Below are 20,534 nucleotides of genomic sequence, written 5' to 3'. Positions count from 1 at the left end.
ATTAAGCGTTTCGCGTGCTGTTAGCGCTCGTACTCAGACAACGTTGAACAGGCACCGCAACGCCCGCAGCCCGCTTTGATATCGATAGAGCGCAACGCTGCGAGCTTGAGACGTCTGCCCAACGGCGCCAGGATCGACTCCATAAAGTCGGCGCTGGGCGGCTTATGATCTTCTAATGGCGTGCCGTTAATCGGCACGAACGGCACTACAAAGGGATAAACGCCGATTTCGATTAGGTGTTGGCAGGTTTCCAGAATGGCCTCGCGGGTATCCCCGAGCCCAGCAAGAATATAAGTGCTGACTTGCCCGCGGCCAAAGACGTCAACAGCATCGCGAAACGCCTGCATATACTCTTCGATGCCAACCTCTGCCTTGCCTGGCATTAGCGTTTTTCTTAGCGAAGGTGTGACCACTTCGAGATGCATGCCCAGGCTGTCAATGCCAGCTTCCTTCATGCGGGCATACCAAACGGGATCCTTCGGTGGTTCGCACTGCCCTTGCAGCGGAAGATCCACGGCCGCTTTGATGGCCCTGGCACTTTCGCAAAGGACGCTGGCTCCTCGGTCAGACGTGGCTGGCGTTCCGGTAGTCATGACCATATGTTTGACACCGTCGAGCTCGACAGCGGCCTTAGCCACCTCGGCCAGTTGGTCTGGGGACTTATGCGCAATGGTGCGCCCGGCTTGGAGTGATTGACCAATCGAGCAGAATTTGCAGGCTTTGCGCCTGCTCTCATAGCGGATGCATGTTTGCAGTACCGTCGTGGCCAGTACATCGCGGCTATGCAAGGTGGCGATATGCGTGTAGGGGACGCCGTCAGCGGTTTGCAGGTCGTAGAAGTGGGGCGTATCTGCAAAGGTAATATCGGCCATAGGAATCGTGTTTTCAGTCAGCCTATGCCCTTCATCACCTGACACTACGCTAAACGGTGAACGCCATGCCGACTGGGTATAGACGGGCACCATCATAGTGATTCCATCGATGGTTATTGCCTGATGGTCAGAAGGGCCAGCGCCGCCCCGTCGGCTGACATGCTCTTGTGATGCATCCTGCAGGCGTACGCCATGGGTTTGAAGTTCGGTGAACAAGCGTGAGCGATCGGCGAGCTTACTCATCTTCATCTCCTTGGGCATTATGGCTCTGAGCGGAAGTGGCCAGTGGCTGGCAGCAGTGGGCGGGCATATCGTTAATGGCTAAGCTCAACAGTTCAGGGCGCGCATAGTGGCCCACCGAATCCATCATTCGCTTACGCTTGGTAATCAGGGCGAAATCCAGGTCGGCAATGACGATGCCTTCTCCTTTGCGCAGCGGCTCGGCCAAGTGCTTACCTTCTGGCGAGATAATGGCGGTGTTACAGCCATCACGCAGAGCACGTTGTAGCGTGGTGTCGGGGGTAATGGATTCGATTTGGGAGTCGGTTAGCCAGCCGGTGGCGTTAACCACGAAACAGCCCGCTTCAAGGGCGTGATGACGGATGGTTACCTCAATTTGATCCGCAAAGACTGGGCCGACCAGCGAGCCAGGAAACTGGCTGCAGTGGATCTGCTCGTGCTGGGTCATCAGGGCATAACGTGCCAACGGATTGTAGTGCTCCCAGCAGGCCAGGGCGCCAACACGGCCCACGGCGCTATCCACCACCTTCAAGCCCGAGGCATCGCCCTGGCCCCAAATCATGCGTTCGTGGTAGGTCGGCATGAGCTTGCGGCGTTTCAGCAACAGACGCCCGTCGCTATCAAAGATCAGTTGAGTATTGTAGAGGGTGCCATGATCACGCTCATTAACGCCAAGCACGACGACGATGCCCAGGGTGCGAGCGCGCTCAGCGACAGCATCAGTGATTGGGCCTGGTACCACCACGGCCTGTTCATACAGCCGTAAGTGCTCGGCGCCACAGGCCACGGCGGGGTAGACAAATGAAAAGTACGGATAGTAGGGAACGAAGGTTTCGGGGAACACGATCAGCTCAGCCCCCTTGCTGGCCGCTTCGTCGATTGCATCCAGTACCTTGACCAGCGTGCCGCCAACACTCTCAAGATCGGGAGAAAGCTGAGCGGCAGCGGCCCGCACTATGGTGGTTTCTGTCATGTTTGCTTGTGCCATGGCCGCTGCTCCCCTTAGACCGTCCAGGTATCAATGATCAGTGCATCGTCGCGCACGTGAAGCAGCTTAAGGTCAAGCACATCCAGTGGATTGATCGCGCGGATGCCCTCAATGAGTGACGGTTCGCCATGACCATAGAGTGCTTGAAGAGCAAAGCGGCAGGCGTAGACCTTGCCTCCCTCGGCCATAAACTTGGTCAACTGATTGTTGAAATTCATGTGGCCGGGAAACGCTTCATCGCCCAGGGTCGGGAAGCCACGCTGGACACCCAAAGTGACGCCAGGGCCATACAGTAAGATGGAGGTTTCAAAGCCTTTACGCAGCAAGCGCGTTGCTTGCAGCATATTCACGAAGCCGATCGACCCCTCAAAGGCAACCGTATGAAAAGTTACCAGGGCTTTTTCGCCTGGTTTCGCTTTTACGTCTTCAAAAACCTTCTCTTCGTAGTCGACCAGAAAATCGCCTTTCTTGTTGAGTGGTTGCGTCACTGTAGGCATGTCTAAGCTCCGTTTATTGCGAGTGGGAGAGTCGTTAACCGCCGTGCTTACACAAGCGGTACGATCAATACGGAGCAATCGACGTGCCAATTGATATGCTTATTGATCCAATCAATTGTCGATCATGTAGGTCGCTCTAAGCTTAAAAATTGACCAAATTTTTAAGCTAAAAAAATAATAAAAGGCTAATATTTCAAAAAAACTGTTTTTTTCACCTTATTTGTGCACTAAAAGTATGTTTTGCACCATTAAGTACATATGCAATCAATTTTTTATTTGTGCAATCTTTAGTCCATCAGTGATAAGTTTTGGGCGATAAGAAGGGTAGGTAACAATGTTTATTTAACGACGGGGAAGATATGCATACATCTGAGCTGGAACGCTGGCGAAAACGTTTAGACAAGGAGGTCAGCCAGCCAGCTTATCGTCTGGTCGCTGAATTGATTGCTGAAGATATCGGTAGTGGTCGGCTGCAGCCCCGCGAGCGACTGCCCCCGCTGAGAGAACTGGCGGGGGCTTTGAGTATCAATTACACGACGGCGGCGCGTGCCTATAATGAAGCTAAGCTGCGTGGTTTGATTGACTCGCATCCGGGCTCGGGCACTTTTATTAAAGGTAAGGCAGTGTCAGTGAAGCCGAGCAGTGGTTATGAGATGACCATGAACCTAATGATTGAGCCCGCGATACCGACGTTGATTGAACGAGTACGCGATAGCGCTATCTCGGTGTTGGCCCAGCGTGATCTTTACTCACTGCTGCGTTATCAAACCTTTGGTGGCAGCCATCATGACCGTGTGGCTGCGCTCCAATGGCTGGATCGGCGGCTGGACAACACGACACTGGAACAGGTCTTGATATGCCCCGGTATTCACAGCGGCCTGGTTGGGTTGCTGATGCAGTTGGTAGTCCCAGGTCAGCTAATCTGTGTCGAAAGCTTGGTCTACCCTGGCCTAAAGGCTATTGCGGCTCAGCTCGGGCTGACCCTGCATTCATTGGAGCGTGACTCCGATGGCCCCCTTGTTCGCTCCTTCGAGGATATCTGTAAACAGGGGCAAGTGGCCGTTTTGTACATTAATCCCACCATCCAAAACCCCACGACGACGACTATTCCCTTGGGGCGTCGTGAAGCTTTGGCCGATGTTGCCTTACGCTATAGCATCCCGATTATTGAAGATGATGCTTACACCATGCTCAGCGAAGAGAAGGTCGTCCCTATTGCTAACTTGGCCCCTGAGCTCACTTACTATCTGACGGGGACTGCCAAGTGTTTCGGTCCCGGTTTGCGATCAGGATTCCTACACGCCCCCACCAAGCGACAGGCGCAGAGAACCGCTGGCGCGCTTCGAGCCACCTCGGTGATGTCCAGCCCGCTGATTGATGCCCTGGTCACCGAGTGGATAACCGATGGGACGGCGGATGCCATGCTTAAAGCGATCCGTATCGAGGCCATTGCCCGCCTTGAAATAGCCGAGAAGATTCTGGGACGTCAGCGCATCGTGTCTGCCAAAGGTGCTTTCCACCTATGGCTTAAGCTGCCCAAGCACTCTGGCTGGAATCCTTCAGAGCTGGCGGTGCAATTACGTTCACATGGCGTTAGTGCGGTTGCCAGTGCTGCTTTTAGTACCGACAACCATCCCCCTGAAGCTCTGCGCTTGTGCTTCGGTGGTCAACTGACAAGAGAGGACTGGGAGGAAAGGCTGCATTATGTGGCGGATATCATCGACCAACCTGCCTATCTGTCATCTCTGACGATGTAACCTTGGTCAACTGTCCTAGTGACGGTTTGGTATTGATTAGCCAGACGAATAGCAAAAGTGGTTTAACGCCCATTATCTTCGGCGATGAATGACAGGAGTCCTCATCTCCCTGGTTTAATGCACGCTGTGGGGCACTACCACGGTGTGGGAATTTGCGATCCGTAGTCTGATCCGGCTTTTTTGAGGCCTTCTGAGCCTGTACTTGTCAGCTGTGCATAGGCATAGTCCTTAAGTTAGTTTGAACGCTAACAAAGCTATTTATCGCCTAGCTGGTTCGGTTTCGTTTAGGAGGTGCCCGTTAATATGTTGATATATATTGTCTTTTTGATGATCTTTGTGGGCGTGACCGCAGCTCTGTATCAGGTGTATGAAATTCATTACAACATCAACGTCGGCAACGATAAAAAGTTGTCGAAGGCTGATAAAAGCCACTTACAAGCGCTTTCTGACCAAGCCAAAACCGCCACGCAAACCCATGCCCGGCCAGACTTTGATCAAGCGGCAGCCAATGCCTTGAGCCCTAATCTCGATCAGGATATCGCACTGAAGGCTTTTGCTGAAGAGGAAAAAGGCGTCTACGCGATTCCTTTGTTGCGGCGTAAAGCGCGGTTGTGTTTTAACGGCGATAGCAGTGCGAATGTAAACAGCGTAAAAGTGCGTCACTTGCCGTTTTGGAAAACAACGCTGCCGCATACCAATATACGCGCAGCGTTGATTACACTGGTTATTTTGAACTGTTTCTTGGTTCAGCTACTGGCTGCCATGAGTGTTTATACGCTGGGTTATCCAGTCTCGATGCCTTGGCTGGCTTGGCTAAACGACCCCATGGCAGTCATGCTGCTGATTTATGCCTTTATCGTTACGTCACTGCTTATTACGAAGTTTGATAGATATATGCACGACCTCTATCAACTCGGCAAGCTGTTTCAGAAAAAAGCTGTTTAGCCGTCAGTGCAGCGCGTAATCTCATCGGCCAACTGCTCCAGCAGCGCATCGTAGAGACCTGCATCCAGCGTCAGACCTACGCCCAAGGGATCCATGACGCCGATATAAGCGGACGTATCCCCAAAGACGTTATTGACCATCTGCGGATTGAACTGGGGTTCACTAAACACACACTGGATATTTTCATCATTCACCAGCGTTTGCAGCTTCTCGATACGCGCAGGGCTAGGTGAAGAGGCATCGCCAATGGAGATGGCCCCAGCCGCGTGCACATTAAAGGCCTCCTCAAAGTACTGGTAAGCATCATGGAAAACAATAAAGCGTGTGTCGGCGCTGCTGGCCAAACGATCCTGAATATGTTCCTGAAGGCTGGTTAAGTCCTCTTTCCCCTGGGCGGCGTTGTCGCGATAGTACGCTGCGTTATCAGGGTCGATCTCACTTAACTGTTCGGCGATGGCATCCAGCCAACGGCGGGCATTGGCAGGATCCAGCCAGGCATGGGGATTCATGCCGGTATGGCTGTGATCATGGCCGTGGTGGTCATGATCGTGCCCACTTTCGTCATGGCTGTCTGCATAGTGGTGGTGTTCGTGATCGCCGTGATCATGCTCATGATGATCGTGATCATGGTGCCCGTGACCGTGTTCATCCCTATCGTTGAGCGCAAAGGTCGCGCCTTCGCGGTATTCCAATGTGGTGATGCCAGGCACATCCATTAGCTCAAGGTGGCGTGCATCACCCGCCAGGCTGTCGATGGCGCCGGATAGCCAGGGCGTCAGCGCGTCGCTTACCCATACCACCAGGTCCGCATCATCGAGGGATTGTGCTTCAGAAGGGCGTAGCGAATAACCATGCGGCGAAGCACCGGGCTGAATAAACAGCTCAGGATCGCCGCGCTCCCCCATCACCTTAGCGACAAGCGAATACACCGGCGGAATATCCACCGCCACATGCGGCACTTCTGCGGCGGCAACCAGCGGGAAAGCCGCTAATAGCGGCCAAGACAAACGAGCTAAACGGTTATTCATCAGGGTTCTCCTCATCATCAACTATGGCTTTTCTGGGTTCGAACATAGGCATCGACACTCGCCTATGCGAGATAGACATGTTATAACATAACAAATACAGAAAAGACGACCTTCAATTATGCGGCTTGCTCAGCCTCCTGATCACGATGCGATTCTGAACGTTCGCCAACTGAACGTTCGTTTCGGCGGACAGCATATCCTCGAGAACATCAATCTCGATTTATATCGGCAACAGGTGGTGACCCTGATTGGCCCTAATGGCTCGGGGAAATCCACACTAGTGAAAACGCTGATCGGTGCGGTAACGCCCACCACCGGCCAGGTGGCCATCGCCCCGCAGCAGCGCATCGGTTATGTGCCCCAGCGGCTTCACCTGGATCCTACCTTGCCCATGACGGTCAAGCGTTTTATCAACTTGCCCCGTCGCCACCCCCATCGCAGTGTGCAAAAGGCGCTGGAAGATGCCGGCGCCGAGGCATTGATCAAGGCGGCAATGAGCGAGCTATCGGGCGGCCAGTTCCAACGCGTGCTGTTAGCCCGGGCGCTGCTGGCAAAACCCGATATTCTGATTCTCGATGAAGCGACACAAGGGCTTGATCACCGAGGTACCGCTGAGTTCTACCAGCATATCGAAAGCGTGCGCCGCAGCTACGGCTGCGCTGTACTGATGGTCAGTCACGACCTCCACGTCGTGATGCGTACCGCCGATCATGTGCTGTGCCTGAATCGTGTTATCTGTTGCGAGGGCAAGCCCGAGCAGGTGGCCTCATCGCCGGACTATCAGGCGCTGTTTGGCGATCAGACCGCCCAGACCTTAGCCTTCTACCGCCACCATCAGCATGAGGAGGCCGCCAATGCTGGATGATTTTATGTGGCGGGCGATGATCGCCGGTGTATTAGTGGCCATGGCCGCCGCCCCGTTGGGGTGTTTCGTGGTGTGGCGGCGTATGGCCTACTTCGGCGATGCGACCGCCCACGCCGCCATTCTGGGCGTGGCGTTAGCGCTGTTATTGGACGTCTCCATCTTCTTAGGCGTACTGACGGTCGCCCTTGTGATGGCAAGCTGTGTGTCAATGCTCAGTGGGCGTGGCTATGCCATGGATACCCTGCTCGGGGTAATGGCGCACTCGGCCCTGGCCATCGGCCTGGTGGCGGTGTCGTTTCTTGCCGGGGTGCGCATTGATCTCAATGCTTATCTGTTTGGAGATATTTTGGCCGTTGGGAAAACGGATATCTGGATCATCGGCGGCGGTGTGGCGCTGGTTCTGATGCTGCTTTTCTGGCGCTGGTCATCGTTATTGACCGCCACGTTGAGCGACGAGCTTGCTTATGCCAGCGGCATCCACCCACGGCGCGAACAGCTGGTACTCACCCTGGCACTCGCGGTGGTCGTCGCCGTGGCGCTGAAAGTAGTGGGCGTGCTGCTGATAGCCGCCTTGTTGATCATCCCAGCGGCCACCGCCCGGCCTTTTTGCCGTACGCCAGAAGCGATGGCGGTTCTGGCCGCGGGGATTGCCATACTGGCGGTGACGGCAGGGCTGAGAACCGCTTATGTGATGGACACTCCGACCGGCCCGACGATTGTCACGCTCGCCGCTGTGCTGTTTACCCTGGCGACGGTCACGACACAAAGCTGGCGCTTCCTGCGTCAGCGCACTCAATGACGGCTATCTCAACAACGCTTATGGAGTCATTTATGTCTTCGCTACCTGCCCCCCAGTGGACGTTGCCAGACCATGCCGCCGGTGATAATGATATCAGCGTGCTGCCGCGCATCTTTGAAGACGCTATTAACATCGCGATTTTCCAGCGCCCACTGCCCGCCGATATTGCCTTTAGCGCCCAGGCGCAATGCCAAACGGATCGCGCCTGGCAATATAGCTGGCTTGGTCACCCCGATGAAGCCTTCATCGCCGACCTGCGTCGTCACATTCCCGCCCCGGACGCGGCTTCCCCGCTGATTGAGGATATGGCGACGATCGCCGAAGCCATCGCGTTTCTGTTTGACACCCAAACCGTCGGTATTCGCCTGCGCCTGCTTAATAGCGCCATGTGCCCGCGTTTTCACTGCGATAACCTCCCCGTGCGCATGGTGACGACCTATTTCGGCCCGGGCAGCGAATGGCTGCCCGAGCACGCAATTAACCGCGAGGGCCTGGGCGCGCCGCATCCTGACCGACCCGACATCGCAACCGACACCGCGGCTATTCAGCGCCTTTCACCGGGTGATATCGCGTTAATCAAAGGAAGTGGCTGGGTAGGCTGCGAAGAGCGGGGCTTGGTGCATAGAAGCCCTGCCCTGGAAAACGGGTGCAAGCGCCTACTGATGAGTATTGATCCTGCCTAGGCGCTGATTTAGCCGCTGATATAGCGACTTGCTTATTACCACCGTGGAGACGATATGACTACCGCCGCCTTAGAACAGGCAGTGACTATCACCCTACCGGATGGCGCCAAGCGCCACTTTAACCACCCGGTTAGTGTCGCCGAAGTGGCGCTCGCCATTGGCCCAGGGCTGGCCAAACAGACCCTGGCCGGTAGGCTCGACGGCCGCTTGGTCGATGCTTGCGAGATGATCGACCACGATGCCCAGCTACAGATCATTACCCCCAGGGATGATGAAGGGCTGGCGATCATTCGCCACTCCTGCGCCCACCTGATCGGCCATGCCGTCAAGCAGCTTTACCCCAGCGCCATGATGGTGATTGGCCCGGTGATTGACGATGGCTTCTACTACGATATCGCCTTTGAGCGCCCCTTTACGCCGAGTGACCTCGCTGCCATCGAAACGCGGATGCATGAACTGATCGCCCAGGAGTATGAGGTGGTAAAGCGCATGACAACCCGGAAGGAGGCGGCCGAGCTTTTCAAGGCGCGCGGTGAGACCTACAAACAGCGCCTGATCGAAGAGATGCCCGCGGAGGTCACCAGCGTGGGGTTGTATATCCACCAGGAGTATATGGATATGTGTCGTGGCCCCCACGTGCCCAATACCCGCTTTCTGAAGGCGTTCAAACTGACCAAGCTGGCCGGTGCCTACTGGCGGGGCGACGCCAACAACGAGCAGCTACAGCGCATTTACGGCACCGCCTGGGCAGATAAAAAGCAGCTGAAAGCGTATTTGCAGCGCCTTGAAGAGGCAGAAAAACGTGACCACCGACGCCTGGGTCGCGGCTTGGATCTGTTCCACTTCCAGGAAGATGCCCCTGGGGCGGTATTTTGGCACCCCCGCGGCTGGGCCGTTTTCCAGCAGTTGATTGACTATATGCGCCACCGCCAGCAGGCGGCAGGCTATGTGGAAGTTAACTCGCCCGATGTGATGGATCGCAGCCTATGGGAAATCTCCGGTCACTGGCATAACTACCGCGAGCATATGTTCACCACCGAGACCGAGGATGGCCGCGCCCTGGCGCTCAAACCGATGAACTGCCCCGGCAGCGTGCTGCTCTACCGCCACGGTTTAAAGAGCTACCGCGACCTGTCCATTCGCATGGGCGAGTTTGGCAAGGTACACCGCTACGAGCCCTCCGGCGCGCTGCACGGGCTGCTTAGGGTGCGCCACTTTACCCAGGACGATGCGCATATCTACTGCACCCCCGGCCAGATGGATGCCGAGTGCCGGGAAGTTGTGGCCCTGGTACTGGATATCTACCGCCAGTTTGGCTTTGAGGAGGTGCGCATCAAGCTCTCCACCCGGCCGGAAAACCGCATGGGCGATGATGCCAGCTGGGATCTGCTGGAAGGCGCGCTGGAGCAGTCATTAACGGGTATGGGCTTGGCCTATCAGCTCAATCCCGGTGAAGGGGCTTTCTACGGCCCCAAACTGGAATTCGTTCTGCGCGACGCCATTGGCCGCGACTGGCAGTGCGGCACGCTTCAGGTGGATATGAACCTGCCCGAGCGCTTCGGCCTTGAGTATGTGGCTGAAGACGGCAAACGCAAGCGTCCCGTGATGCTGCACCGGGCGCTGTTTGGCTCGCTTGAGCGCTTTATTGGCATTCTGATTGAGCACTACGCGGGCAAACTACCGGCCTGGTTGGCACCGGTTCAGGCAGTGGTACTGTCGATCACCGACGAGCATGCTGCCTATGCCCAGGATGTCGCCCAGCTACTCAACGGGGCAGGCGTGCGCACCGAGGTGGATGTACGCAACGAGAAGATCGGCTACAAAATCCGCGAGCAGACCCTGCAGCGCATTCCCTTTTTGCTGGTGGCGGGGGCCAAGGAGCGTGACGGGGGCTGTATTGCCCTTCGCACCCAGGAAGGCGACGACATGGGTGTACTGCCGATTGATCAGGCGATGGCGTTGCTGTTAGAGAAAGTGCAAACACCGGATGCCGCTGAAAATCGTGCTACTCAGCAGCGTTTGCTTGAGCGGTTGACGACTGTTTAGCATAACGGATTACGCCGCTAACTTTTATGTTACGTTATAACGTTTGCTTTAGAGCGAGATTAATCTATGCACGACCAAGGCATAAAAGCCAAAGAACAGCGTGTTGCTGCTGATAAAGCGTGGGCCGAGAAGCTACTGGCGATGCCTGCCAGTGACTATATGAACGCCGAGCAATTGGCATTTTTTCGCCAGCGGCTGCTCGACGAGCGTGCCGACATTGAGGCGCACCTAAAGGAGATGAAGGACGTTATCGCCTCCCACGAGCGCGACAGCGACGAATCGGATCAAGCCTCTTTTGAGGAGGAACTGCGCTTGGCCTTGCGGCAAGCGGATCGCGAGAGCCGCTTGCTGAACAACATTGAGTCAGCCTTGAAGCGCATTGAGAGCGGTGAGTACGGCTACTGCGAAGAGACCGGCGATCCCATCGGGCTTCCACGGCTAATGTTTAGACCTACCGCAAAGCTCTGCATTGAGGCGAAGGAGCGTCAGGAACAGCAAGAGCATCACTATCGCAAAGCGAGGTGGGAGTAAGGTGTTATGCAGGAACCGTCATTAATACCGGTCAATCTACTCACCGGGTTCTTAGGCAGTGGCAAAACCACGCTGCTTAATCGCTGGGTTCACCAAACCTCCATGCACAACACCCTGGTGGTGATCAATGAATTTGGTGCCATCGGCTTGGATCACCAACTGATTACTCACAGCGATGAACAGGCGGTGATCGAAATGAGCAGCGGCTGTTTATGCTGCACGCTGCGTGGCGATTTGAGCCGTACCCTGCAACAAGCCATGCAAGACTTGGAAACGCAGGGAAAGCCCCTGCCCTCCCGGGTGGTGATTGAGACCACTGGTCTGGCGGAGCCTACGTCTCTGCTGCAACTGCTGATGACGGATCACTGGCTGGCGCATCGTTTCAAGCTGGACAGCGTGGTGTGCTGCGTTGATGCCGCTAATGGCTTGGCGACCCTGGACGCCCACTCAGAGTCGCAACAGCAAATCGCGGTAGCCGACAAATTGCTGATGACCAAAACCGACCTAGCGAGCGAGGAGAGCATTTCCCAACTGGCGAATCGACTGGCCAAGTTGAATCCCGCCGCTGAGCAGTGGCAGGTGATTAACGGCGAACTCTCGGCAGATTTGCTGGTAGGGGCGGGGCTGTACGCTGGCGATAAGAGGGGCTTCCAGGTGGAGCAGTGGCTCAAAGCGGGCAGCTACGCCTTGCACCAGGCAGACACTCAACCGGCTGCTTTTTCTGCACCGTCGAAAAACTCGCTATTGAGTCCGCATCAGCTTGGCGATTCCCCTCACAGCGATGGCATTAACGCTTTCTGTTTTAGCGTTGATGACCTGATTGCGCCTGAGGCATTGGAGGGCTGGTTGGATGTGTTGATGTCGCTAATGGGCGACAAAATGCTGCGCATTAAAGCCATTGTGCACCTCACTGACCGGGAGACGCCGCTAGCGCTTCACGGCGTGCAGCACATTTTTCACCCGCCCGCGCCACTACCCGCCAACAGTGTGGGTGACCGGGTATCACGCTTTGTGTTTATTACCCAAAACGTGGCGCCTGAAACCGTGGCCGAGCTGTATAACTTCTTCAACTCCTCTCCAGAGGTAGTCCAATGACCGTTTTGAGTTTACCCGATATCGCCAGCCAAACCACTCGCTTAACAAGCACATTGAACTGGGTGGGGATGGAGGGCATTACGCTACCTGTCCAACTGGGTACTCGCAGTGTGACAGCCAAGCTGGACGCGGGGGTGAGCCTTGATGAGGCCAAGGCACGGGGCATCCATATGTCCCGGCTTTATCTGGCGCTGGCACCGCTTGAAGAAGCACCGCTCACCTTATCAACGGTTAAAGAAATATTGCGTGCATTTTTAACCAGTCAGGAAGGGTTGTCCAAGCAGGCGCATCTGAATGTGGAAGGCGAGCTGCCGCTCAAGCGGGAAGCGCTGATTAGCCCATTGGCAGGGTGGAAAAGCTACCCCTTCACTCTGCGCTGCCAATTAACCCCTGATGGTTTTCAGGCTGAGCTGGGGCTCACAGTGGGCTATTCATCTACTTGCCCCTGCTCGGCAGCGCTGGCGCGGCAGTTGATTCAACAGGCCTTTGAGGAGGATTTTTCGGAAATTCCGTTAACCAAATCGGCAGTGGCTGCGTGGTTGGGTAGCGAAGAGGGCATCCTGGCGACGCCCCATAGTCAGCGCAGCTTTGTTGAGTGCTCGCTGCGTTTAGCCAAGGGCGAAAACGATGAACTACCCATTGCAGATTGGTTGGAGAGTTCGATTGATCGTATCGAAGCGGCGCTAGGCACCGCACTGCAAACCGCCGTGAAGCGCATTGATGAGCAAGCGTTTGCACTTGCTAACGGGCAAAACCTGATGTTCTGCGAAGACGCGGCACGGCGGGTCGATAAAGCCCTGCGGCAAGCACCGGAGGTCACCGGCTTTCAGCTCAAGGTGGTGCATGCTGAAAGCCTACACGCCCACAATGCAGTGGCGTGCAGTGAGTGGAATTGGTGAGCTAACAAAGCAACCTGGAGCTAATTTTACGCGATTCCTTGTCTAACAATGTCGCGAATTATCTCAGCCATAAAGCGGCTAGCAGCGGGACGCTCAGACTGTGGTGGCCATAGCAAACCGGGGGTGCGCACTGGCGTTGGGCTTTCAAGCGGAATTGCCTTAACGCCTGGTTCGTTTGCTAAGGCATTTTCTGACACGATACTGCACAGATCCGTGCGTCTGACGAGCTCAATCATAGGTGAGATAGCGTTAAGCTCGGCGACAATTTGGGGGCGAGCTCCAGCTGCTTCGAAACACTCGTCCAGCATTTGACGTGTTGAGAAATGCGGCGACAATAATGTCATGCGTTGGCCATTGAGCTCGACCATGCGCAGCCTCTTACGCTTTGCAAGCGGGTGATTGCTAGCCACAATAAGTTTGAGCTCCTCATTGTAAAGCGGTTCAAAGCGTAAACCACGGGGTATTGCCGGACGGTAGGAAATACCCATGTCTAAATCGCCACTCATTAAACGCTCACTGATTTGATCTCCAGCGAGCTCTTCCACAGCCACTTTTAAATTTGGCAGCCGTTGTAAAAATATTGAGAGGCACAGCGGGATAAGCTGAACATTAAAGCTATGGGTCGCCGCAATATGCAGTTCTCCATATAAATCGTCCGGTGTTGCCTTCATTGCCCCAATGGCTTGATCAACCTGTCTAAGGATGGGTACTACGTGCTCAAGCAGGCTCCGTCCAGCTTCGGTGAGCACCACTTTTTTGCCCACTCGTTCAAATAGCCGCTGGCCTAACTCCTCTTCTAACTGACGAATTTGATGCGATAGCGTCGATTGGGTGACGTGTACGCGCTGGGCGGCGCGGGTGAAGTTAAGCGTTTCAACAATGGCGATAAAGTAGCGCATATGGCGCAGTTCCATGGCATGACCTCCCTGCAAAATGGCTATTATGATCGATGGTATCGATTGTTTTTATGTGAATTAATCATTTTTATTCATTGTTTATCGCTTCTATATTCATTTGCAGCAAGTAATTTTCCCGATGAGTGTGACCGTCACCTTGACGTTATCCTCTCTCCTGATTAGCGGAGCGGCATATGAAGATAGGGCGCGAAACAATACCAAAAACAGCCATCAGCACGTCGGATGCCGACGCTATCGTGGTGAGAGGCAAGGATCTTTGCCAGGAACTGATTGGGCAAACCTCCTTCTCTGACTACTTTTTGCTGCTACTTACCGGTCAACCTGCCAATGAGACCCGCCGCAGGGTGTTGGACGCCACTCTGGTAGCCATTGCTGAGCACGGTTTAGTACCTAGCGTGCAGGCATCGCGTATGACCTACGCTGCTGCCCCTGAAGCACTGCAAGGTGCAGTGGCGGCAGGCATCTTAGGGTGTGGCTCGGTCATCTTGGGGGCGTCTCAAAACGCCGGGGTGTTATTTGATGATATTGCCCGTCAGGTCGATGAAGGCAAGTCTGTCAAGCAGGCCGCTTTTGATGCAGTTACGGCCATGCGTCATGAGCGCAAGCCGATTCCAGGGTACGGACATCCGTTGCACAAAGCGCGTGACCCCCGCGTCGAAGCGCTGTTCAGGGTTGCACGTGAAGCCGGTGCCGATATGCGCTTCGTGGAAATTGCCGATGCGGTTGAGGCCGTCATTCCCGAGATCATCGGTAAAGACCTGAAGCTCAATGTGTCTGCCGCCATACCCGCGGTATTGCTTGGTGCAGGGTTCCCGTTAAATGCGCTGAGGGGCATACCAATTCTGGCGCGTACGGCCAGCCTGATCGCGCACATGCTTGAAGAGTCCGAACAGCCGTGCGGATTTGCTCTCTCTTACCAAGCCACACAGCACCTGGAATACACCGGCGACTTTCCGCCCGGTTACAAGCGTTAAGTCAGCGACCTGAGGCAACGACAATGATAAAGGTTTTGGAAGGTATTACGGTGATTGAGCAGGGCACCTTCATCACGGGCCCGGCAGCCGGCATGATGCTGGCCGACCTGGGCGCAAACGTGATCAAGGTGGAGCTGCCGGGCAAAGGCGATCCGTTCCGCGCCTTCAAGGGCGGACTTTATAGCCCGCATTATCAAACCTATAACCGCAACAAACGCAGCATTGCGCTGAACACCAAAGAGGCCAAGGATCAAGCGATCTTTCATGACTTGATCAGCGATGCTGACGTATACATTCAAAACTTCCGTCCTGGTACGGCGGAGCGCTTGGGGGCGGGCGAGGAAGAGCTGCGTGCTATCAACCCACAACTGATTTATTGCGCTATAAGCGGCTTTGGCAACGACGGTCCTTACGCTAATCGTCCCAGCTATGACACGGTCGCTCAAGCCGCAAGCGGTTTTCTTAAGCTATTGATCAATCCGGAAAACCCGCGCGTGGTAGGCCCAGCCATGGCCGACGCTCTGTCAGGTTTTTATGCTGCCTACGGCATTTTGGGCGCGCTTTACGAGCGTAGCCATACCGGTAAAGGGCGTCGTGTGGATGTGTCGATGATGGAAGCCATGTGCCACTTCAATCTGGACGCCTTCACGCACTATCTCTCGGAAGGCGAAATCATGGGCCCCTACAGTCGTCCGCAGGTATCTCAGTCATACGTGATGGAGTGCGCTGATGGGCACTGGGTGGCGCTACACATGTCGTCCCCAGAAAAGTTTTGGCAGGGACTGGCGAATGCTATCGACTACCCGGAACTACTTCAGGATGCACGGTTCACGACCCGTGAAGGCCGCATCGATAATCAGGAAGCCATGATTGGCGTGCTGCGTAAGGTGTTCGTCCGAGAGCCTCGCACGTACTGGCTAGCGCGACTTGAGGCTGAAGACGTGCCGCATGCGCCCATGTACGACGCCAGCGAGGTACTGGAAGACCCACAGGCCAAGCATTTGCAGCTACGGATCAGCACTCAGCATCCGCAAGTCGGCAAGTGGGAAACGGTGCGTTCACCTGTGTCTTTCGATGGCGTTAAGCCACTAGAGGTGAGCGCACCGCCGGTATTGAACGAGCATCATGATGAGATCATGGAGGAGTTGAAGCAGCGCCAGCGCTGAATGATCCCAATCGTACGATGCAAGACATCATTAATAACAAGTAATAACGGGTGGCGTGTCCGGTGGGCACAACACTCCCTAGGAGCGTGAATCATGTTTGAGTTGCCCCGAAAGGAAGATATCGTCAATCACGGCATCCCCTCAACGCCGGATGACATTACCGATATTGTGATCAAGGCGTTCAGCCATACTCAGGATGATCGCTTGAGGGAAATACTCACCAGTCTGGTCAAGCATCTGCATGCCTTTGGTCGGGAAGTAAAACTGAGCGAGGAAGAGTTTACCGCGGCGATCAATGCCGTGACGCAGTTAGGTCATCTAACCAAGGATCGCCATAACGAGACCATGGTGATGTCGGATGCCCTGGGCTTCTCCACGCTAGTCATGATCATGAACCAGGATCGTACCGACGAGCAAATTTCGCCGGCCTTGTTGGGCCCATTTTATACACGCAAAGATCCAGAATATCCGCCGGGAACCAACATTGCCCGTGACAAACCCCATGACGGTGATATTCCGCTATTCGTCTCCGGACAGGTCAAGAGTCGCGACGGTCAGCCGTTGGCTAATGCGCTGGTGGAAGTGTGGCAGGCGTCACCCGAAGGGCTGTACGAAAACCAGGATGAACGTCAGCCGCACATGAACTTGCGTGGCAAGTTTCGTACCGATGTAAACGGTCGCTACCGATTCCGTACGCTGCGGCCTGCCAGCTACCCCATCCCGACCCATGGTTTGGTCGGTGACATGCTGCGAGCACAGGGGCGCCACCCGTTCCGTGCTGCGCATATCCATTTCTGTATTTCTGCACCGGGCCACCAGACGCTAGTTACCCAGATTTTTCCGCAAGATGACCTGTTCATCGAATCCGACTGTGTGTTTGGGGTCACCAGTGCCGATCTGGCCATGGAGTTCCCTCTGTATAACGATGGTAATGCGCCCGACCCTGACGTCACCGGGGAGTACAGCACCGTCACTATCGATTTTGATCTCTCGCCAGGGGAGTCACGCTTGCCTGAATCACCTATTGGTTCTTGAAGCAGCGCCATGTTGGGTCGACAACATGGGCACAAGACCAAATAGGTTTACAACAATAACGTCAATTTACGAGCCGTCTCATGAAAATAAACAATGGCATTGCCAAGCCTCGCCCAATAATGACATTAACCGCGCTAGCCTTAGCCGTGAATGTCTCGCCTTCGCCCGCGAATGCCCAGGAAGTGATAAACCTGACGGTCGGCTCAAGCCATCCCACAACCATTCCCTGGGTTGGCATGATCCCTGATGTGTTCATCACCACCGTCAATGAGATTCTAGCTGATGAAGGTGAGTACGAAATCAACTGGACAGAAGCCTATGCTGGCCAGCTTTACGGCGCCAACGCGACTCTCACATCTGTCCGGGACGGTATTGCCGATATTGGCTGGGTGTTCAGCTATCTTGAACCATCGCGCATGCCGCTGGCGCAAATGAGTGCCTACACGCCCTTCACCACCAGTGACCCTGAACTGATGCTCGACGTCTGGAACGATATGATTCGCAATGTTCCTGAGTTCAAGGCCGAATGGGAGGAGCATGACCTGGTATTCCTGGGCGCAACGGCCTCCGATAGTTACGACATTTACTCGGATTTCCCAGTGGATACGCTTGAGGATCTGGACGGTGCTCGGCTTTCCGCGCCGGGCGTGCTGGGGGTATGGCTGGATCCAGTAGGCGCCGTTCCGGTCGATGGCACTCTCGCTAGCTATTACACCGATATCCAGACTGGGGTATCCCAGGGTGTTGTCGGCCTGGCGACCGGCAACCTGCCAGCGCGTATCTACGAGGTCGCGCCCTACATTACCCAAGTCAACATGGGGGTGGTCTTCTCCGGCGGGTTAGCCATCAACCAGTGGAGTTGGGATGGCCTGCCTGAGACCGTGCAGGAGGCCCTGATGACGGCCGGTGAAACCTACTCCGAAGCCCATGGCAAGGATCTCGCTGAACGCTATGAAACGTCAATTGAGCGCATGATCGAGCTAGGCGAGAGCCAGAACCCGCCGGTTCAGGTCAGCCAACTGTCTGAAGAAGATCGGCAGGCCTGGATCGATGGCATGCCGGATCTCGCCCGCCAGTGGGTGGAGCGCAATGAGGAGCGCGGTTACCCAGCACAGGCACTGTTGAATAACTACATGAATGCCATGCGCGAGCGCGGCCACGAGCCGGAGCGTGCCTGGGATCAGGAGTGATCTGATCGCCTGACTGACCTATATCCAGCTTTTGATTCCCCTCAACGTTACGATTCTGTCCGTCACCTGGCGGACAGGACTCCAGGAGTAGCGGGCAATGTCTTTTTCTTTAAAGACCCTGATTTTGGGGCGCAGGTTGGGCAATGCACAGCACAACAGCCTGTTTGGCTATCTGGTTGATGGCCTGAATGCAATCGGTTCCCTGCTCATCTTTATCATCATGGCGATGATCGTCATAGACGTACTGTCGCGCAACCTGTTCAACCAGCCGATTGCCGGGGTAGCGGAGCTAGTAGCGGCGTCTATCGTCATGATCGTCTTTCTGCAGTTGCCGGGCACGTTGCGACACAACCGCATGGCCCAGGCTGATATCTTTATTGTCGGCTTTACCGATAAGCATCCACGTCTGGGTAACCTTTTGATGTGTATGTTCTTTCTGGCAGGTGCGTATATGCTCTATATCGTTTATACCGGTACGCTGCCAACCTTTATACGTGCCTGGGAGCGTCAGCAGTTTATGGGGGTGGAAGGGGTGTTTACCTTCCCCGTATGGCCTATCCGTTTCATCGTTATCAGCTGTGCGGCTATCACTGTTGTGCAATATCTGCTGCTGGCGATTCAGTCCTTGTGGCTGGCTTGGCATGGCCAGGTATGCCTGACTGAGGAGGCCGAAAATGACAGGTCTTGAAATCGGTACTATCGCCGTCGTGCTCATGCTAGTGCTGATCTATCTAGGCATGCACATCAGCATCGCCTTGATGCTGGTCTCGCTGATCTCCATAGCCACACTGCGCAATTCGGAACTAGCCACGCGTATGGTCGCCGCTGCCGCGAACGATTCGCTGAGCAGCTATCTCTATGGGGTGGTGCCGCTGTTCGTACTGATGGGATTATTAGTGGTGGTCTCTGGCGTGGGGCGCGATACCTTCGATGTGTTTCAGTGGCTGCTACGCAAAATACGCGGTGGGCTGGGCATTGCTACCGTGGGAGCCAACGGCATCTTTGCCTCTATCACTGGCATTAGCGTGGCGTCAGCAGCGGTATTCACCAAAGTGGCCGTGCCTGAAATGCGGCGCCATGGGTACACAGCCAAGTTTTCAGTGGGCGTGGTGGCGAGCAGTTCGGTTCTGGGTATGCTAATACCGCCGTCTCTGCTGATGATTGTCTATGGCGTATTGGCGGAACAGTCAGTCGGGCGCATGTTCATCGCTGGGATTATCCCAGGAATTATTTTGGCCTTAGCTTTCTGTGTTGTCATTATGCTGCTTGCTTGGCTGCGTCCCGGTTTCATGATGCAAAGCCAAACCGATACGGGCGAGGCACTTGAGGATCCGATTGAGGAAACGCCGCTAACACTGGTGTCTAAGCTAATCCCTATTCTGCTGCTGATGATGCTGGTGTTGGGTGGTCTTTACAGTGGCTTTTTCACACCCACTGAGGCGGGCGGGGTGGGAGCCTTCGGGGCGCTGCTGTTGGCGCTCGCTAAGCAACGGCTGACGCTAGGGAAGTTCTACGAAGTATTGGGAGAAACAGGGTACGTCGCGGTTTCCATCCTTTTTTTGATCCTGGCTGCTTCACTCTATAGCCGCATGCTGGCATTGACGGGCTTACCGATGTCGATTGCCCAGGCAGTTACGACGATGGATCTGACCATCTATCATTTCCTGGCTCTGTATCTGTTCATCATTATCCTGATGGGCTGCATCATCGATTCAGTCTCCATCATGCTGATTGTGCTGCCCATTGTGCTCCCTATTGCGCAGCATTTTGGCATGGATCTGATTTGGTTCGGGGTAATTACCGTTGTTGCGGTTGAAATCGGGCTAATTACTCCGCCCTTTGGTATATCGGTTTACACAGTCAAAGCAGCGCTGAATGATAAAACGGTGCCCGTCAAAGAAATCTTCAAGGGGGTAGTGCCGTTTTTTATCACCATGGTGGTGGTGCTGGTTATCTTAAGTGCATTTCCTATTTTATCTACCTACTTGGCCTATCGCTATTAACGTT

20 protein-coding genes are annotated in these 20,534 nt (G+C 55.0%); 15 read left to right on the top strand and 5 right to left on the bottom strand.

Annotated elements, in window-relative coordinates:
* Positions 1-20 precede the first annotated feature (20 nt).
* The 3 genes from E0L35_RS19475 to E0L35_RS19465 are packed head-to-tail and all read right to left on the bottom strand — an operon-like array spanning position 21 to position 2,597.
* Positions 21-1,115, bottom strand: a complete 1,095-nt coding sequence (locus E0L35_RS19475; RefSeq protein ID WP_236557393.1) for an MSMEG_0568 family radical SAM protein — start codon at positions 1,113-1,115, stop codon at positions 21-23.
* Positions 1,108-2,100, bottom strand: a complete 993-nt coding sequence (locus E0L35_RS19470) for a Nit6803 family nitrilase (protein ID WP_249362161.1) — start codon at positions 2,098-2,100, stop codon at positions 1,108-1,110. Before E0L35_RS19470 ends, E0L35_RS19475 begins: the two co-directional genes overlap by 8 nt.
* Positions 2,101-2,114: 14 nt before the next feature.
* Positions 2,115-2,597: an MSMEG_0572/Sll0783 family nitrogen starvation response protein gene (locus tag E0L35_RS19465; protein ID WP_022521498.1), complete on the bottom strand. Its 483-nt coding sequence runs from the start codon at positions 2,595-2,597 to the stop codon at positions 2,115-2,117.
* A gap of 359 nt (positions 2,598-2,956) precedes the next feature.
* Here E0L35_RS19465 and E0L35_RS19460 point away from each other — a divergent pair, with 359 nt between their 5' ends.
* A complete protein-coding gene (locus E0L35_RS19460; protein WP_138801200.1) occupies positions 2,957-4,354 on the top strand; it encodes a PLP-dependent aminotransferase family protein in 1,398 nt (465 codons plus the stop codon).
* 303 nt (positions 4,355-4,657) lie between these two features.
* Positions 4,658-5,299: a hypothetical protein gene (locus E0L35_RS19455; protein WP_138801199.1), complete on the top strand. Its 642-nt coding sequence runs from the start codon at positions 4,658-4,660 to the stop codon at positions 5,297-5,299.
* On the opposite strand, the gene E0L35_RS19450 is transcribed toward E0L35_RS19455, so the two are convergent.
* Positions 5,296-6,327 (bottom strand): zinc ABC transporter substrate-binding protein, encoded by a 1,032-nt coding sequence (locus tag E0L35_RS19450; protein ID WP_138801198.1) that lies wholly within the window; start codon positions 6,325-6,327, stop codon positions 5,296-5,298. The two genes, E0L35_RS19455 and E0L35_RS19450, sit on opposite strands and share 4 nt — an antisense overlap.
* Before the next feature lie 118 nt (positions 6,328-6,445).
* Between E0L35_RS19450 and E0L35_RS19445 the strand changes: the two genes are divergently transcribed.
* From E0L35_RS19445 to folE2, 7 genes are all read left to right on the top strand, one after another.
* The gene (locus tag E0L35_RS19445) at positions 6,446-7,192 is read left to right on the top strand and encodes a metal ABC transporter ATP-binding protein (protein ID WP_138801197.1); all 747 of its coding nucleotides are present in this window, start codon (positions 6,446-6,448) and stop codon (positions 7,190-7,192) included.
* On the top strand, positions 7,182-7,991 hold the full coding sequence (locus tag E0L35_RS19440; RefSeq protein WP_138801196.1) for a metal ABC transporter permease: 810 nt from the start codon (positions 7,182-7,184) through the stop codon (positions 7,989-7,991). Before E0L35_RS19445 ends, E0L35_RS19440 begins: the two co-directional genes overlap by 11 nt.
* Before the next feature lie 32 nt (positions 7,992-8,023).
* On the top strand, positions 8,024-8,674 hold the full coding sequence (locus tag E0L35_RS19435) for a DUF1826 domain-containing protein (protein ID WP_171051201.1): 651 nt from the start codon (positions 8,024-8,026) through the stop codon (positions 8,672-8,674).
* Between the two features lie 54 nt (positions 8,675-8,728).
* A complete protein-coding gene (thrS, locus tag E0L35_RS19430) occupies positions 8,729-10,720 on the top strand; it encodes a threonine--tRNA ligase (protein WP_138801194.1) in 1,992 nt (663 codons plus the stop codon).
* A 66-nt stretch (positions 10,721-10,786) separates the two neighbouring features.
* Positions 10,787-11,251 (top strand): RNA polymerase-binding protein DksA, encoded by a 465-nt coding sequence (gene dksA / locus E0L35_RS19425; protein ID WP_138801193.1) that lies wholly within the window; start codon positions 10,787-10,789, stop codon positions 11,249-11,251.
* 6 nt (positions 11,252-11,257) lie between these two features.
* Entirely contained in the window at positions 11,258-12,346 is a 1,089-nt protein-coding gene (locus E0L35_RS19420) for a GTP-binding protein (protein ID WP_138801192.1), read from the top strand.
* The gene (gene folE2, locus E0L35_RS19415; RefSeq protein WP_138801191.1) at positions 12,343-13,245 is read left to right on the top strand and encodes a GTP cyclohydrolase FolE2; all 903 of its coding nucleotides are present in this window, start codon (positions 12,343-12,345) and stop codon (positions 13,243-13,245) included. Before E0L35_RS19420 ends, folE2 begins: the two co-directional genes overlap by 4 nt.
* A gap of 26 nt (positions 13,246-13,271) precedes the next feature.
* Here the strand turns inward: folE2 and E0L35_RS19410 are convergent, their stop codons facing one another.
* On the bottom strand, positions 13,272-14,159 hold the full coding sequence (locus tag E0L35_RS19410; protein WP_138801190.1) for a LysR substrate-binding domain-containing protein: 888 nt from the start codon (positions 14,157-14,159) through the stop codon (positions 13,272-13,274).
* Positions 14,160-14,335: 176 nt separating this feature from the next.
* On the opposite strand from E0L35_RS19410, the gene E0L35_RS19405 reads away from it, so the two are divergent.
* From E0L35_RS19405 to E0L35_RS19380, 6 genes are all read left to right on the top strand, one after another.
* Positions 14,336-15,136 carry a citryl-CoA lyase gene (locus tag E0L35_RS19405; protein WP_138801189.1) on the top strand — a complete coding sequence of 267 codons (801 nt, stop codon included), beginning with the start codon at positions 14,336-14,338 and terminating at the stop codon, positions 15,134-15,136.
* A 23-nt stretch (positions 15,137-15,159) separates the two neighbouring features.
* A complete protein-coding gene (locus tag E0L35_RS19400) occupies positions 15,160-16,302 on the top strand; it encodes a CaiB/BaiF CoA-transferase family protein (protein WP_138801188.1) in 1,143 nt (380 codons plus the stop codon).
* Between the two features lie 93 nt (positions 16,303-16,395).
* Complete coding sequence (locus E0L35_RS19395) at positions 16,396-17,337, top strand: dioxygenase (protein WP_138801187.1); 942 nt, start codon at positions 16,396-16,398, stop codon at positions 17,335-17,337.
* An 80-nt stretch (positions 17,338-17,417) separates the two neighbouring features.
* Positions 17,418-18,527 (top strand): C4-dicarboxylate TRAP transporter substrate-binding protein, encoded by a 1,110-nt coding sequence (locus E0L35_RS19390; protein ID WP_138801186.1) that lies wholly within the window; start codon positions 17,418-17,420, stop codon positions 18,525-18,527.
* A 97-nt stretch (positions 18,528-18,624) separates the two neighbouring features.
* The gene (locus tag E0L35_RS19385) at positions 18,625-19,215 is read left to right on the top strand and encodes a TRAP transporter small permease (protein WP_138801185.1); all 591 of its coding nucleotides are present in this window, start codon (positions 18,625-18,627) and stop codon (positions 19,213-19,215) included.
* Positions 19,202-20,530 (top strand): TRAP transporter large permease, encoded by a 1,329-nt coding sequence (locus E0L35_RS19380; protein ID WP_138801184.1) that lies wholly within the window; start codon positions 19,202-19,204, stop codon positions 20,528-20,530. Before E0L35_RS19385 ends, E0L35_RS19380 begins: the two co-directional genes overlap by 14 nt.
* The last annotated feature ends 4 nt before the right edge of the window (positions 20,531-20,534 follow it).

The sequence above is a fragment of the Halomonas sp. ATBC28 genome (assembly GCF_005937175.1).
In the GTDB taxonomy this organism is placed as follows: domain Bacteria; phylum Pseudomonadota; class Gammaproteobacteria; order Pseudomonadales; family Halomonadaceae; genus Vreelandella; species Vreelandella titanicae.
This window is presented reverse-complemented; position numbering and strand designations above follow the sequence as displayed.